Source organism: Bacillus sp. FSL M8-0256, assembly GCF_038005765.1.
Lineage (GTDB): Bacteria > Bacillota > Bacilli > Bacillales > Bacillaceae > Bacillus > Bacillus safensis.
This window is the reverse complement of record NZ_JBBOTU010000001.1, coordinates 3,817,345-3,833,258: the sequence shown is the minus strand read 5'-3', so window position 1 is coordinate 3,833,258 and position 15,914 is coordinate 3,817,345. Positions and strand designations below refer to the sequence as shown.

15 protein-coding genes and 1 pseudogene are annotated in these 15,914 nt (G+C 39.9%); 14 read left to right on the top strand and 2 right to left on the bottom strand.

What is annotated here, in order from left to right; translation table 11 throughout:
- Window positions 1-110 precede the first annotated feature (110 nt).
- From NSQ76_RS19760 to NSQ76_RS19730, 7 genes are all read left to right on the top strand, one after another.
- Complete coding sequence (locus tag NSQ76_RS19760) at window positions 111-1,277, top strand: MFS transporter (protein WP_341055681.1); 1,167 nt, start codon at window positions 111-113, stop codon at window positions 1,275-1,277.
- A gap of 50 nt (window positions 1,278-1,327) precedes the next feature.
- Window positions 1,328-2,176, top strand: a complete 849-nt coding sequence (locus tag NSQ76_RS19755; protein WP_326483557.1) for an MBL fold metallo-hydrolase — start codon at window positions 1,328-1,330, stop codon at window positions 2,174-2,176.
- A 148-nt stretch (window positions 2,177-2,324) separates the two neighbouring features.
- The gene (locus NSQ76_RS19750) at window positions 2,325-2,915 is read left to right on the top strand and encodes a Crp/Fnr family transcriptional regulator (protein WP_149126102.1); all 591 of its coding nucleotides are present in this window, start codon (window positions 2,325-2,327) and stop codon (window positions 2,913-2,915) included.
- A gap of 70 nt (window positions 2,916-2,985) precedes the next feature.
- Window positions 2,986-3,327, top strand: a complete 342-nt coding sequence (locus NSQ76_RS19745; protein WP_024424004.1) for a darcynin family protein — start codon at window positions 2,986-2,988, stop codon at window positions 3,325-3,327.
- 105 nt (window positions 3,328-3,432) lie between these two features.
- Window positions 3,433-3,939 (top strand): LURP-one-related/scramblase family protein, encoded by a 507-nt coding sequence (locus NSQ76_RS19740; protein WP_044335723.1) that lies wholly within the window; start codon window positions 3,433-3,435, stop codon window positions 3,937-3,939.
- A 15-nt stretch (window positions 3,940-3,954) separates the two neighbouring features.
- Entirely contained in the window at window positions 3,955-4,461 is a 507-nt protein-coding gene (locus NSQ76_RS19735; protein ID WP_044335725.1) for a hypothetical protein, read from the top strand.
- A 9-nt stretch (window positions 4,462-4,470) separates the two neighbouring features.
- On the top strand, window positions 4,471-5,346 hold the full coding sequence (locus tag NSQ76_RS19730; protein ID WP_341055676.1) for a LysR family transcriptional regulator: 876 nt from the start codon (window positions 4,471-4,473) through the stop codon (window positions 5,344-5,346).
- Window positions 5,347-5,385: 39 nt separating this feature from the next.
- Here the strand turns inward: NSQ76_RS19730 and NSQ76_RS19725 are convergent, their stop codons facing one another.
- The gene (locus tag NSQ76_RS19725) at window positions 5,386-6,282 is read right to left on the bottom strand and encodes a PhzF family phenazine biosynthesis protein (protein WP_341055674.1); all 897 of its coding nucleotides are present in this window, start codon (window positions 6,280-6,282) and stop codon (window positions 5,386-5,388) included.
- Window positions 6,283-6,458: 176 nt separating this feature from the next.
- Here NSQ76_RS19725 and NSQ76_RS19720 point away from each other — a divergent pair, with 176 nt between their 5' ends.
- Window positions 6,459-7,046: an Imm64 family immunity protein gene (locus NSQ76_RS19720; RefSeq protein ID WP_341055804.1), complete on the top strand. Its 588-nt coding sequence runs from the start codon at window positions 6,459-6,461 to the stop codon at window positions 7,044-7,046.
- 47 nt (window positions 7,047-7,093) lie between these two features.
- On the opposite strand, the gene NSQ76_RS19715 is transcribed toward NSQ76_RS19720, so the two are convergent.
- Window positions 7,094-7,804 carry a GntR family transcriptional regulator gene (locus NSQ76_RS19715; protein ID WP_341055672.1) on the bottom strand — a complete coding sequence of 237 codons (711 nt, stop codon included), beginning with the start codon at window positions 7,802-7,804 and terminating at the stop codon, window positions 7,094-7,096.
- 155 nt (window positions 7,805-7,959) lie between these two features.
- Between NSQ76_RS19715 and NSQ76_RS19710 the strand changes: the two genes are divergently transcribed.
- From NSQ76_RS19710 to NSQ76_RS19680, 6 genes and pseudogenes are all read left to right on the top strand, one after another.
- Entirely contained in the window at window positions 7,960-9,858 is a 1,899-nt protein-coding gene (locus NSQ76_RS19710) for a beta-glucoside-specific PTS transporter subunit IIABC (RefSeq protein ID WP_341055670.1), read from the top strand.
- 9 nt (window positions 9,859-9,867) lie between these two features.
- The gene (bglA, locus tag NSQ76_RS19705; protein ID WP_341055803.1) at window positions 9,868-11,307 is read left to right on the top strand and encodes a 6-phospho-beta-glucosidase BglA; all 1,440 of its coding nucleotides are present in this window, start codon (window positions 9,868-9,870) and stop codon (window positions 11,305-11,307) included.
- A 154-nt stretch (window positions 11,308-11,461) separates the two neighbouring features.
- On the top strand, window positions 11,462-12,442 hold the full coding sequence (locus tag NSQ76_RS19700; RefSeq protein ID WP_025093715.1) for a restriction endonuclease: 981 nt from the start codon (window positions 11,462-11,464) through the stop codon (window positions 12,440-12,442).
- 493 nt (window positions 12,443-12,935) lie between these two features.
- Window positions 12,936-14,618, top strand: a complete 1,683-nt coding sequence (locus tag NSQ76_RS19690; protein WP_377939249.1) for a T7SS effector LXG polymorphic toxin — start codon at window positions 12,936-12,938, stop codon at window positions 14,616-14,618.
- Window positions 14,619-14,637: 19 nt separating this feature from the next.
- Window positions 14,638-14,964: a hypothetical protein gene (locus NSQ76_RS19685; RefSeq protein WP_341055665.1), complete on the top strand. Its 327-nt coding sequence runs from the start codon at window positions 14,638-14,640 to the stop codon at window positions 14,962-14,964.
- A gap of 78 nt (window positions 14,965-15,042) precedes the next feature.
- A pseudogene (locus tag NSQ76_RS19680) lies at window positions 15,043-15,374 on the top strand (tRNA-Val4).
- Window positions 15,375-15,914 lie beyond the last annotated feature (540 nt).

Below are 15,914 nucleotides of genomic sequence, written 5' to 3'. Positions count from 1 at the left end.
TTCAGTTTCATTTATTAAATACAAATCGACTTATCGTAATATGTTTTTTTGTTCATACATATTAACAATTCTAGATATGTAAATGTATTATATATAAGGAGTGATCTACATTGTCAAACACTGTAAAGATTTACATTTTAGCTATTGTCAGTTTTTTAGTTGGTACATCAGAGTATATCATCTCTGGTATTTTGGATAATATTTCTGAATCATTAGGGATTACGATAGCTGCAGCCGGCCAGTTAATTACGATTTTTTCTCTTGTGTATGCCATCTTCACCCCAGTATTAATGGCTTTAACATCGGGAATGAATAAACGCAAGTTAATGTTATTTTCACTTAGCGTTTTTATTCTAGGTAATATTCTTGCATTCGTCCTCCCTGGGTATCAATTATTTATTCTGTCAAGAATTATTATGGCTCTTGGAGCGGGGATGGTCGTAGTTACTGCATTAACAATTGCTGAAAAAATTGCACCAAAAGGTAAGCAAGGTACCGCTATTGCTACAGTAGTAATGGGCTTTACAGCATCATTGATCATTGGAGTCCCACTTGGCAGAATGACTAGTGATTTCTTTGGTTGGAAGGCTGTATTTGGAGGAATAGCCTTACTCGGATTATTAGCTATGGTGATAATTTCTCTTACGATTCCAAAAATCCAAGGGGATAAACCTGTACCTTTAATTCAACAACTCGCTCTTTTTAAAAAACCAAAAGTAGTGTTGGGATTAGCCATCACCTTTTTCTGGCTTGGTGGTTATTCAATTGCCTATACCTACCTATCCCCTTACCTTTTAAATATATCAGGTGTAAGCAGCAAATTGCTGAGTGGAGTTCTCCTCGTATTCGGGATTGCTAGTCTAGTTGGGTCAAAGTTTGGTGGATTTAGTACCGATCGATGGGGTGTGAATTTTACTCTGATTAGTGGAATGACATTACATGTCATCATGCTCATATTGCTCTCACTAGTTACGCATTCTTATGTTGGAGTATTGCTCATTTTAATATTATGGTCATTTGCTGCATGGTCTTCTGGCCCGACTCAACAATATCACTTAGCTACAATGGAGCCAGAGTCATCAGGTATACTATTAGGTCTCAATCAGTCAATGATGCAATTGGCGATGGCTGCAGGTGCAGCTATTGGAGGTATCTTTGTAGAGAGGGTTTCTCTATCTTCTGTTACTTGGGCAGGTGCTTTAGGCGTTGCAATCGCGATCATTGTCACAATATTGGCTTCGCGTGCTACTTCGAGTAATGAAATTCGATATACTTAATCATATACAGCGGAACGATAAAAAATAATGACAGAAAGTGGGAAGCACCTTTGCACTCAATTAAAAAAATAGGTCAGAGTTTTTGGTACATCACACCAGTATCACTTACCGACCGCCCCATCCTAGGCATGGTCGCAGGCAATAACAAAACATTAATGATCGATGCCGGTAATTCAGAAGATCATGCGAACTATTTCATCCAAAAAACCTTAGAACACGAGAACGCCTCGCCGGATATGGTTGTCCTCACGCATTGGCATTGGGATCATATTTTTGGTCTGCCAGCGCTGCCTGATACGGTTTCAATTGCTTCTGCAAAGACAAGAAAGGAAATGGAGAAGCTTGTTCCGTTTTCGTGGTCAGATGAGGCGATTGATGAGCGGGTGAGGGAAGGAACGGAGATAGAGTTCTGCGCGAAGGCCATTAAGGAAGAATATCAGGGTCATCGAGATATTCAGGTGGTTTTACCGGATGTCACGTTTGACCGTCGGATAGAGATTGATCTTGGCGGGGTTACTTGCATTGTGCAGCAGGTTGGAGGCGATCATGCGGCAGATTCAGTGATCGTGTATGTGAAAGAAGAGAAAATTCTTTTTCTTGGTGATTGTATTTATCCGAAAATGTATGCCGAAAAAGTTCATTATACGGTGAAAGAAATATTGCGTCTTTTAGATGAGTTAGAAGCTTTTGATGCTGATACTTATATTCCTTCACACCAAAGACCGTGGACAAAAAAGGAGTTTCGTCAGGAAACAGACAAACTTCGGATGATAGCGAAATTCACTGATCAATGTGGTGGAGATAAGCAAAAAATCACGAAAGAATATCAACATTACGTGAACAGAGAACTGAAAGAAGATGAATTAGAAACCATTGATTACTTTGTAAATGGTTATTAAATACTCACTAAAAAAAGTCTCATTTGAGTGATTTCCCTCAAACGAGACTTTTTTGCATCACGTATTGTGACAGACTTATTTTTAGCATTGATCATAAAAACAATCCCCAAGTAGGCTTGAGTTTTCCTTATTAGGAGGTAAAAAACAGATGGACAAAATAAATGACCCATACGACACTTTTAAAACCAAAATATCCAAATATCCAATCGAACAAAATCATTGGCAAGCCTTCAAAGAAGGAACAACGATTAAACAATTAAAAGCAGGTACATGCATGATCAAGGCTGGCGATCCGGTGCAGCATGCTTATTTTTGCATAACGGGGCTCTTCCGTCTCTTCTATTTGTTACCGGATGGAAGGGAGTACAACGTGGCTTTTACGTTGGAAGATGATTTTGCTACTTCTTATGCAAGTATGATTAACGGGCAGCCTTCTCCTTATTCGATTGAAGCGATGGAGGATTCGATCGTGATTGAAATTCCGTATGATCTGCTTCAAATGTTGATGGATAGAAGTCATATGTGGGAGCGGTTTGTTCGGGTTAGTGTAGAAAGGCTGTATACGAGAAAGGAAGAGCGTGAGAGGGAACTGCTATATTTGCCCGCAATTGAGCGATATCAGGCGTTTTTATTGAAATATCCTGGGTTACATCAACGTATCGCTCAATATCATATTGCCTCATATATTGGCATTTCTCCGGTTTCGCTGAGCAGGCTGCTCCATCCTGCTGAACATTAACCTATGTTAATGCACATTCTCTAGATCTGACGTACAATCATCACATCATAGAAGAATCGGGGGTATGATGATGAAATATATGATGGTTGTTTTATTAGAGTTCTATCCATCTTGGCTTGCTTTACCACGAGAGGAGCGAAGAACCCATGCGGCTTCGCTGCAAGAGTTGATGCAGAAATATGAGGAACATGTGACAGTGCGCTTTTTTGATGCTGAAGCTCTTCCAGGTAAAGATTACACAGATTTTGTGATGTGTGAAACGGATGACCTTAAGTTTTATCATTTTATGTGGGAAGAGATTAGAGATTCTATTCCTTATACAAGAGGTTATCTAAAAATTAAAGAAGTCATCATGGGAATGGAAAATGCTTTTCAAACATATGAAAAAGAATCTCTGAAAATGAATCCGTAATCGAAAACCACCTGATAGCAGGTGGTTTTTTGTACATTCTATTTTTTGGTATAATCAGAGGTAATGTAAGAACGGATAAATTTTTGAACTGAATCGGAGGTACATATGAAACAGCTTTACATGAAGCAGAAAGTATTTAGTCTGAGTGGCAGGTTTACGGTAAAGGATCAACAGGAGAATGATGTATATGTGGTCGAAGGCAGCTTTATGAAGATGCCGAAGACGTTTACCATTTTGAATACAGAACGACATGAAATCGCTGTGATTACGAAGAAAATGTTTACCTTTTTACCGAAGTTTTTAGTAGAAGTTGGTGGTCAAGAGGTATTGACGATTAAAAAAGAGTTTACGTTCTTTAAAGCAAAATATTCAATTGATGCTGCTGGGATCGAAGTGCAAGGTAACTGGTGGGATATGAATTTTCAGGTGCTCCAGAACGGCGAAGTGATTGGTCAGGTGAAGAAGGAATGGTTTACTTGGGGTGACAGCTATAAGGTTGATATTTTGAAAGAAGAGATGGAGCCTGTGATGATTGCGCTCGTTGTTGCGATTGATTGTGTGAAAGCTGATGAAGCAGCGTCTAGGTCTTCGTCGTCGGCAACGACGAATTAATTGGAGGTTTAAAAATTGGACAACCTCACTCGCATCATAAGATTAAGAGATGCAGAATTATGGGAGTATGAATTTCTCGATAAAAAAGAAATCATTATTTATTTCTCCATTACAGATTTAAATAGAAAAGCAACGACCCATGATAACCCGCTAGCTACCCGAGAAGAATTAGATGAAAGAGATAATTACATTTCAATTGATGTCCATAGTAATCTGGATCTCAAAAAAACGCTTGAAGAAGATACATTTGATGATTTTATCACCACAATCTCATCTTTAGTAGAGCATATGCACGATTTTCACAATGCTCATGTTTTTACTAATATGCACGTTCATGAAAAAATGGACTTAACGGATTTTCAGTTGGAGAAAGATGAAGATTTGCATGGTGATGAAAAAGAACAGCTCTATACATTTAAACGTTTATGGGTTCAGCAGGCATGTTTTCAAATGATAGAACAACATTTAAATCGAAAAATCAAAGAAATATCTAAAAGTAAATTTTGCCAGGATCTAATATGAGCTTGCGAGGTGAGCACACTGATCACATTCCAATACAAAGTATTTCTAACAGTCGTCGAATGCGGCAGTTTTACAAAAGCCGGGGAGAAGCTTGGGCTGACGCAGTCTGGGGTGAGTCATAATATTGCGAAGCTTGAGTCGGAACTCGGGATTGTGCTGCTTCGGCGGAATCGAAACGGGCTGTCGTTGACGGACGCAGGTGAGCGGGTGATGCCGCATATCCGGCAAATCTTGCATCATGCGGCATTGCTTGAGCAGGAGGCAGCGCTGATTCAAGGGATGGAAGTGGGGAGCATCAAGATTGGGACATTCCCCAGTTTTTCTTCAAATGTCCTTCCACGCCTTATTCATCTTTTTACGCAAAGCTATCCGCATATCAAGCTGGAGTTATATGAAGGCGGTTATGAGGAGATTGAGGAATGGATCGCTTCAGGCACGGTTGATGTTGGTTTTTTAACGCAGTCATCGAGGGAATTCGAGACCGTTCCACTTTTTCAGGATGAGTTGGTGGTGCTCATTCAAGAGAATCATCGCTTTCATACGAAGAAAGTGATTGAAGTGGACTCGTTACATGATGAAGCCTTTATCATGCCGAAAGCGGGCTGTGACATTCTCGTTAAGAAGCTGTTAAAAGAAAGAGGCGGCGTGAAGCCTCATGTTCTGTTTGAAATTGAAGACAACAATACGCTCATTTCTATGGTGCAAGAAGGGCTTGGGGTCACGATCATTCCCAAATTAGTGTTGCCGCCGCACATACCTCATACGAAAGTCATTCCACTGGAGACGAGCGTCTTTCGTGAGGTCAACTTGGCGCTCAAATCATTCAAAACAGCTTCCCCATCGGCCAAGAGGTGGATCGAAACGGTCAAAAATCATTTTAAATAGAATCAGCTTGAACAGGAAGTCCCCATTCAAGCTGATGTTTTATAAGGTTAACACGCCGCGGATCGTGATGACAGCTGCGCCTGCCACTTTGATCACCGGCTCTGATTCATTTGGAATGACTGTGATACGAAGCAAGCCAGGTCTGCCGATGGCATCCCCTTGGGCAATGTTCAGGTGAGTGATTTCTTGCTGAGAAATGATACCCTCCAAATAAAGATATCCAGCCAATGCTCCGTTTGCTGCCCCTGTCACAGGATCTTCGGGTATACCAATCCCAGGTGCAAAATCCCTCGTATAAAGATCGCATTCTTTTGAGGGGTGAAACGTATAAAGGTGGGTTGTCGAGATGCTATGCTCTTTATTCATTTTAGCTAAAGCCGCTAAGTTCGGTGCCGCTTGATCAATGTCCTGTTGGTCCTTCATCGGAACAAGAAGATGCCAGTTACCGGTGTTTGCTAATTTGATAGGATAGGAAGGATCAAGGCGGTCACTGCTCACACCAAGCATGTCACTAAGCTCTTCTAAATCGATGACAAAATCTCGCGTCTTCGGTGTCACCTGCGTCATTTCCACATCAACGACCTTGCCGTTTTCTTCATTCCATACAACAGGCACATTGCCGATCTTTGTTTCTAACACAACCCCTGATCTCTCTTTAGCCAGTCCTAGCTCCGTCGCCAGAAGCCAAGTCAATCCAACAGTCGCATGCCCGCAGAAATTGACCTCTTCCGTCGGGGTGAAGTATTTGACACGATAATCGGCTTCCTGATCATGGGCAGGCAGCAAGAAGACGGATTCCGGTAAATTCAACTCCTTGGCGATGCTCTGCATGTCATCCTCTGTCAAAAACTCACCATCCAACACCACCCCAGCGGCATTTCCTCCAAATTTCTCAGTTGTAAACGCATCGACGTGGTACACTCTAATGTCTCTCATGTGACGAACCCTCCTATACACTCTTGTTACGTTAATCATAAGTTTGTTTGATGCATTCGTAAAATGAATCTTTTTGATGTTTTAAATCGGAAATGTTCATGTAATAGAGGGAGTTTTCGCAGAATAATAGTTTGAATAAAGTATAATGAAAGAAAAAATGAAGTGAGGGATGCGACATAGCTCTGGGTGGATACATCAATATCGGACTCGTTTTTTTCGAGACCATTTATATACCAAATACTTTTCGCCAATTGATTGATTATCTAGTTCAAAAAGACATGTCTATTACGAAAGTAAAGTTTAGTCTGGACCCTGACGGAGAAACATGGATTGAACACAGTGTTAAAGAGAACATCCTCAAAGACGATGACTTTTCAGGTTATTATACAGAATTTGAATTGTCGGGGTCGAAGCTAAATGATATGACCATCAACATACAAAAAGAAACAGGTTATGTAGGGTTCGTTCTCAGTTTAAATTGGACAGAGGTTGTTTCTCAAGATGTTATTCATTTTCAGCAGGAGATCATACGCTGTCTTGTGGGTATTTATCATACGATTACGTTTGAATATGCCTTCATTGGACATGAAATTGAAGTCGAGATTCATCCAAATGAGTTTGAAAAGTGCCTGCTAGAACAGCATGCTTTTCCAGTTGCTCTAATTGGTAAAGGAGATCACTTAGACATTTATTATGGTGATGTGGCGATTGATGGTCTTTCTTCTCAAGAAAGAAGGAGGGAATGTTTGAAGATTGAAAGATAATAGTAAAAAAAAGCCTCCTGATACTCTCAGAAGGCTTTTTCCGTCCATCATCCATAATAATTATTCGCTTGAATAAAAAATTGGGATTGCATGTAGTTATATGTGATTTTCGAGAAGTCGAAGGGCTGGCCGTTTGTGAGATGAAAGACCGTCTCGACGCGAAGGGCGGGATCGTCTTGTTTGAGGCCGAGGTGCTTTGCTTCGGTTTCGTTTAGTTTGCCTACTTGTAAGTACATATCAGAGAAGCCGACTTTGAGTCCAAGCCCTTCACTGACGAATTTAAAAACAGAGTCGGCAGCAATTTCTGTGTTGAGATAAGGAATGATCGTTTTTCGGTAATAGGATTCTTCTAAACATAAGGTTTGTCCATTGATGTAACGAATTCGTTTTAGATAAAAAACATCCTCTGCTTGTTCAATGTTCAAATTAAGTGCAGCTTCTTCGGACGGTTTGATGGTATCTAGCATTAAAACCTCTGATGTCAGTTGAAATTCCTCTAAATCTTTTTTAAACCCTTGGTTGGATAAAAGGCTGATGTAGCCTTTGCGCCGGTGTCTTCGAACAAAGATGCCGCTGCCCCTCACTTGATAGATAATTCCTTTTTTTTCGAGTAATTCTAACGATTTGATAATGGTACTTTTGCTCACAGCAAATTGGCTCATGAGTGTTTCGAGTACAGGGAGCTTATCCCCTTGCTGCATCTCATGGGTGACAATATATTTTTCAATATCGCTCGCAACTTGTTGATACTTTAACATGGCTATTCCTCTTTGTTTTCACGATTTATTGTCTTTGTATTATAGCACATACCAAATTTCCTTTGATATGCTATTTGAAATTATATACGTATTGATAAATTGTACAGGTATAATTATAATGTACATATACTAGAAGTGATAAAGGGGGGGTTTATATGTCAAAAGTGAGGGATTATCAAAAGCTTGCAGAAGACATCTTAGAGGCAGTTGGCGGAGAAGAAAATGTGGTGAGTGCTGCAAGATGCGCCACACGGCTGCGTTTGGTCTTGAAACGTTCGAATCCAAAGGCAAAGGAAGCAGTTAATGCAATGCCTGGCGTCATTACCGTGGTGGAAAACGGCGGTCAATTTCAGGTCGTTATCGGTCAGCATGTTGGTGAGGTATACGAGCATTTTGCCAGCCTTGTTCGGCTGCAGCCATCTGATGATGATCATCCAAATGAAAACAAGGGAACGGTGCTGAACCGTGTCATCGCGACCATGTCTGCTGTGTTTGCGCCATTTGTGTATATTTTGGCAGCAGCAGGTATTTTACAAGGTGCACTTATCCTCATTAATTTATTATTTCCAAGCTTCTCGAAAACGGGAACGTATGAAGTCTTTAGCTTTATTTCATGGGCGCCGTTTACGTTTTTGCCTATCTTTATCGCCATCACAGCAGCCAAGCATTTTAAAACGAATATGTATATCGCCGTAGCGTGTACAGCAGCGCTTGTCAGTCCAGCTTGGACGGAGATTGCTGGACGCGTGGCCTCAGGGGAAGGCGTTACTTTTTTAGGCATAGCGTTATCTGAAACGGTTTATACGTCATCTGTTTTGCCGCCGCTATTCTTGGTATGGATCCTTTCATATGTAGAGAGATTTTTAAACAAACGTATTCACGAGGTGGTCAAACCGTTATTTGTCCCATTTATCTGTATGGTCGTCATGGTTCCGTTAACCATTCTATTAATTGGTCCACTTTCGACAGCCGGTGCAAATGGGATTGCAAACGGATACAATTTCTTAGCAGAAAATATCCCAGCTTTAGCAGGTGCCATTATCGGAGGTTTCTGGCAAGTGCTTGTCATTTTCGGTGTTCACTGGGGCATTACACCAATGGTGCTCGCCAACTTTGAACAATATGGACGTGACTCCTTCCAGGCATATCAAACCATCGCTGTTATCGCTCAGGTCGGCGCAGTGTTAGGGGTTATTTTAAAAGCAAGAAACCGCGAAACACGAAAAGTCGGGGTTTCAGCGGGAATCACAGGTCTCTTTGGAATTACTGAGCCTGCGATTTATGGGGTCACCTTGCGTTTCAAGAAACCATTTATTTTCGGATGTATATCTGGAGCGGTCGGTGCGATTGCTGCCAGCTTCTTTACGCCTTATTACTTTGCGTATGCAGGGTTGCCTGGTCCACTGACGATTGTAAACGGAATTAGTTCAGATTATCCAACATCGATCATCGGCATATTGATTGGTGTCGCAATTGCGCTGATATTACCAGTTGTGCTCATTCAAATGTTTGGTTATGGGGAAGATACAGTGGAACAGACAGCCGGTGCAACGTCTGATAAAGATCAAGTTGGAGAAAAAATGAATGCTTCGATGAATAATGAAGAAACAATCCCTGCACCGCTTGCAGGGAAAGTGATCCCGTTATCTGAAGTGCCTGATGCCGTATTTAGCTCGGGGGCGATGGGCAAAGGGTTTGCGATTGAACCGACAGACAATAAACTGTATGCACCGTTTGACGGTAGTGTCGTCATGCTTGCGCCGACAAAGCATGCAATTGGACTGCGTTCAGAATTCGGGGTGGAGTTACTCGTTCATGTAGGAATTGATACGGTTTCCCTAGATGGCTCAGCATTTACTCTTCATATCAAAGAAGGTAGCAAGGTGAAGAAGGGTGACTTGTTGATGACATTTGATCAAGAAGCCATTGCAAGCAAGGGATTAAAAACAATCACACCCGTCATCATCACTAATACACAAGCGTATGAAGATGTGATTGTAGAAGAACAATCGACATGTCAGCCAACAGACGTCATGATCACAATTGTGAAATAGGAGGAATGAATAATGACATTACCAAAAGATTTTCTATGGGGCGGAGCATTAGCTGCACATCAATTTGAAGGTGGATGGAATGAAGCAGGAAAAGGCCCAAGTGTTGTAGATGTGATGACAGCAGGTGCTCACGGAGTACCGAGACAAATAACTGAAACGGTAGAAGAAGGAACATTTTATCCGAATCATGAAGCGATCGATTTCTATCATCGTTATAAGGAAGATATCGCGATGTTTGCCGAAATGGGTTTGAAATGCTTACGTACATCGATCGGCTGGAGCCGGATTTTCCCTAAGGGAGATGAAGCGGAACCGAATGAAGCAGGTTTACAGTTCTATGATGATGTTTTTGATGAATTGCTCAAGCATGGCATCGAGCCTGTGATTACGCTGTCTCACTTTGAGATGCCGCTCCATTTAGCAAGAGAGTACGGCGGGTTCCGCAGCCGAAAAGTCGCTGAGTATTTCGCGAAATTCGCAGAAGTGTGCTTCAATCGATACAAAGACAAGGTCACATACTGGATGACATTTAATGAAATCAATAACAAAATGGATGTCAACAACCCACTATTCCTTTGGACAAATTCAGGGGTATCAGTCAAAGAAGGCGAAAATGCCAAAGAAGTCATGTATCAAGCAGGACACCATGAATTACTTGCAAGTGCATGGGCAGTAGCCAAAGGAAAAGAAATCAATCCTGCTTTCCAAATTGGAGCGATGGTTTCTCACGTGCCAATCTATCCGTATTCCTCAAATCCAGAGGATGTCATGCTCGCAGAGGAATATATGAGACAGCGCTATTTCTTCCCTGATGTACAGGTGCGCGGCTACTATCCGAGCTATGCATTAAAAGAATTCGAACGCGAAGGCTATCACATTCCATTTGAAGAAGGCGATGAAGAAAGCTTAAGAAAAGGGAAAGTGGATTATCTAGGCTTTAGCTACTACATGTCGACAACGGTTAAAAGTGATACGGTGTCTGATCACAACGGAGACATTGTCAACGGAGCCCTGCCGCATGGTGTAGATAACCCTTATATCAAATCAAGTGACTGGGGCTGGTCCATTGACCCGACAGGCTTAAGATATACATTGAATCGTTTTTACGATCGCTATCAAATCCCGTTATTCATCGTAGAGAATGGATTTGGTGCAATAGATCAAGTGGAAGAAGACGGTTCTATTCACGATCCAGAAAGAATTCAATATCTCGCTTCTCATATCGAAGCACTAAAAAAAGCGATTGAATACGACGGTGTGGACCTTATTGGCTACACACCTTGGGGCATCATTGATATCGTGTCATTCACAACAGGCGAAATGAAAAAACGCTACGGCATGATCTACGTTGACCGCGACAACGAAGGAAACGGCTCAATGAAGCGCCTTAAAAAAGATTCGTTTACTTGGTATCAAAATGTCATTGCAACGAATGGTGAAGAAGTGTAATAAAGGAAAATAGAAGCCCGGTTGAGCGTGTATTCGCTTGTCCGGGCTTTTCTGTTTCTTTCGACAAAAATGGTGAGTATATCCTTTTGTTCACAAGAAATAAGTCTTATAATTTAGTAAGAATATTTGTGGGATGGAATAGGAGAGATCGTAAATGACGAAATGGTGGATGGTTCGTGCGGGTGACCAAAATGAGTTAATTTCAATATGGGAAAAGGAAGGTATTGCATCGATTGGGTGGCCGAAATTAGGTAATCCAAAACAATATCAAACAAAGCAAGAGATGAATGATCGAGCTGATGTCATATTCGCCGAGAACAAACCTTTTACAAGGAGAAGCTGGGTTAGTCAGATATGGAGGTTCAGTAGAGAAATTAAAAAGGGAGATCGAATCATTACATATTTAAAAGAGAGTCGTGAATATCGAGTAGGTACTGTGACAGCTCCGCATTTTTTTGATGAAGCAATTGGAGATAAAATGTATCCAAATCATATTAAGGTGAATTGGGAGCCAATCGCCGTTAAACGAGATTCCCTCAGTCAACCAGCTAAGAACAGCCTCGGTTCTATATCAACTGTTTTTCGTGTAGATGATTGGGGGCAAGAGATTGAACATTTACTCAAGAACCCTACTTCTATTGCAGCATACGAAGATGAAACAGAAGAAGATGAAATTATTGAAGATTTAGTCAGCAAAGCAACTGTTATGATTGCAGATAAGGTAGATAAACTGGATCCGTGGCAGATGCAAGATCTAGTCGGGGGCTTACTGCAAGCCATGTCATACAATGTTCGCGTAAGCCCAAAAGGGCCTGATGGCGGTGTTGATGTATTAGCTTATAAAGATGCATTTGGATTTGAAAAACCTATTATAAAAGTACAAGTTAAGCATCGGCAAACCTCAGCTAGTTCCCCAGAAGTACAACAATTATTAGGGGCTAATCCCATGAATGCAAATAGTTTATTCGTTTCTACTGGTGGATTCACTTCAAATGCCAAAGCTGTTGCGAAACATAATGAAGTTCACCTAGTGGATTTAGAAGAACTCGTAAATCTTATTGTACATTGGTATGAGCATATGCCAGCTGAGACAAGATCTTTATTACCTCTGAAAAAAGTGTATGTACCTGAGTGATTTTTTATTGTCTACGCTTCAATAACGCCTGAATACATAGGAAAAAGAGGATAATAACAATAAAATAGTTCATTGGGTTTTGAAAGATATTGATGTTCAAGGATAATTGTAGAAAAATCCAAAAGCCGAATATCACGATAATTGCATAAATGATTCCTTTATACAATTTGATTCTCCTTTCGTTTTAGTTGGCATTATCTCATATCACTGAAAAGATTGAACAGGGATTAATGTTCTAATAGTTCTATCACATAGTCTGGTATAAAGGGCCAACTAATGTTTATAAATAGCATAAAGGTAAGGCTAGACAGAGCAAAGTGCGTTGTCTGGCTTATTTTATTTGACCGTTAAATAGAGAGTCTATTCCATTTTTTATGTCATTTAGCCTATTTTTCCGTTTTGAAGGTCACGGTAAAATAGACTTTATGATCAATCATGGAGGGAGTGACTTCTTCTGGGCAAGATACTTGATGCAAAAGCACTAACAAGTGCCATGGACACAAGGGCAAAACACTATCAGGAACTCCGCGAACAAATGGTAGATTTAAAAAAGGCATTACAAGGTGTGGCCAACCTCGGTGACGACTTCACTGGGAAAGGTGCCGATAACATTAAAAGCTTTTATAAAGAGCTCGCTGGAAATGTAGACATGTTTATTAGCTTCATTGATAAGCAAAAAGCCTTTCATGAAGGTGTTTCTGGGACACTGGATGATACGAGCTTTGGCGGTGATACCTTTATAGAAGAACACTTTTTAGACAACGCAGTACATATGGGCATCAAAAACGCCAAAAGCATTGTAAAGGATCAAAAAAAGGCACTCAAAACCATTTTTCAAGACATTGATGACCTCATTTCTCTAGAGGTATTTGATAGTCAAACCTTTGATGAAAAAATAGAAGATGCGGAAGATGAACGAAAAAAGACGGTCAAAGATCTAAGAGAGCTCGATCAAAATTTAAAAGATGAATATGCTTTGTCAGAGACGGAACAGCAAGCTACAATGGCATTGTACGCTGAAATGATGAATGCGACAAATGACGGAAAAGCGATTTCGCCTATGAATTTTGACAAGAAAGCGTATCAAAATAGCGAAATCTACAAGGCAAAGAGCGATATTGAGAAGCAAACTTCTGAATATCTGAAAATCAAAAAAGAACAAGAAGAAGCCCGTAAGATCGCAAAGGAACAAGAAGCCCTCGCCAACCGCCCTTGGTATGAAAAAGCCCTCGATTATGGTGGAAACATCGTGAATGAACTGACTGGCGTAAACGATGCAAAACGTGCCGCAACAGGCGTTGATCCAATCACAGGCGAGGAACTCACCGCAGGCCAGCGAGTCGCGGCAGGAGGCATGGCAGCAGCAGGCTACATCCCAATCGTCGGCTGGGCAGGCCGCATTTTCAAAGGCGGAAAAGCTGTCTATAAAACGACCCAAGCCACATCAGCCGCAGTCAGGGCAGTCGATATCTACAAGACATCACAAAAATCCTTTGACGCCCTGAAAACATCTCAAAAAGGTTTATATGGCCTCACCGCCACCAACGGCTTCAGCGAAGCAATTACAGGCCGAGACATGTTTGGAAATAAGATTTCGAAAGAACAGCAGGAAGCTAGTATGAACGCAGCGCTCGGGATGCTTTTGCCGTTTGGTAAAAAGAGCTTCAATGGTAGTCTGAGGATCGGTGAACAAAAAGTTGCTGAGAAAATTATAGCAGAAAGAACCAAGGGATTAGATTTAAAGAAGCACCCTATACAAAGAAAGCAGTTAAGCGCTAAGAAGATGAAAGAGTTGAAAGACAAATTTGAGAATAGGACGATTACGAAATTAGAATACGAAAATTATAAATGGAATAAAAAGTTTGCCAAACATAGAAACACTGGTGTGAATGAGTTTTGGTATCAGGAACGTCAAAGGATTTTGAATAAAGAGGATCCAACCAGAAACTGGGATAAGCAGCAATTAAGTGATATTCTAAATGGTAAGAAGCCTAAAGTAGATGGAAAAACTGTGCAAGGTCACCATTCTTACAGTGCATCACAATATCCACATTTAGCGAACAAAGGTGAAATTATATATCCAGCTACACCAAATGAACATTTTAATGGTTGGCATGGAGGTAATTGGAAGAACAGTCTGCCTGGAGAAAGAATTAAACCTATTGACGATTTCTAAACTATGGAGGAGAAAATAAATGCCTGAAATGAAAATGCGAATAGAGAAAGATGATAATCAAATCAAATATATCTCGATTCTAAGAAAACATACAGATAAAAGTATTTCTGAAATAAAAGAAGCAATAAATAAAAATGATTTTATTTTATCTTATAATTTATTAGATATTGATGAATTGAAAGAGATGAAAAAAATTATCAGTTTACTAGAAAAAGCTGGAGCTAAAATGCATATTTATGAAGATAGTCGAGAGGTTAGTGTTGAATTTTTAGATAATCTTATTGAATCTTATTTGGATACAGAAAAGTATCTAGAAGAAGTTAACGAGCAAATAAATGAAGATTAAATTTTGTGGCTTTGAAACAGATGATGAGTTGGACTGTATAAATTCACTATACCTTTAGTATGAAGGTGATTAACTTATATGAAGTATTCATATGAATTTAAGGAAGACCAATTTGGTGACTTAGCAATAATACTCCCAGAATAAATAAGTATTTTCTCAGATTTTATCCAAGATATTTCAACAGAAGAAGTGGATGAGTTATAGAATATATTCAAAATGTTATAGATGGAGTTTATGAAACCTTTGAAATTACATTGAATGCTACCAGTGTAAGTATTAAAAGAGAAGAGACAATGGTTGAACATCATTATAGAATTGAAGAACCTCATGAAAATAAAATTGAAACAAAAGAATTCATAAAGCTGTTGTTAATTTGGAAAGAGAAAATACCAGAAATATTCGAAGATTAATTATCATATTGACGATTAGAAACATAATGATTCGGGCACTTGATTAGTCCTTTAGGTTACAAGTGCTTTTGTTTAATTAAAATCTCTAAGTGTTTGAGTACTAAAAGAGTAAAGTAACCCTAAAAGGTGATTTCTATGTATAACAACAGAAATATAAAAATGGATTCCCTAAAAAGAAAAAGCAGAAGAAAGCACCTAATGAACGAATTAAGCTACATGAACTTTGAATTTAGACGGTCTCTATTTGAAAGATCATGACTTTATCATTCTTAATTATAGGTACGATTAGATGATATAACAGTGCTCTTTGATCTATATTTAATCAATTTATTATTTGATTTGTCAGAAAAACATTGCTTTTGTGAAGATAATTCATTACTATAAAGATATTAACATGTTAAAAGCGGTTTCATGAAACGATGGAAAGTTAAAAATAGAATAATGCGTACATTCAATAAGGCGTGTTACTGTTCGGCAGGCAAGACCTAGATTGGATGGGATATCTGTATTTGTATATTCCCGCCCAATCCAGGTCTTTTT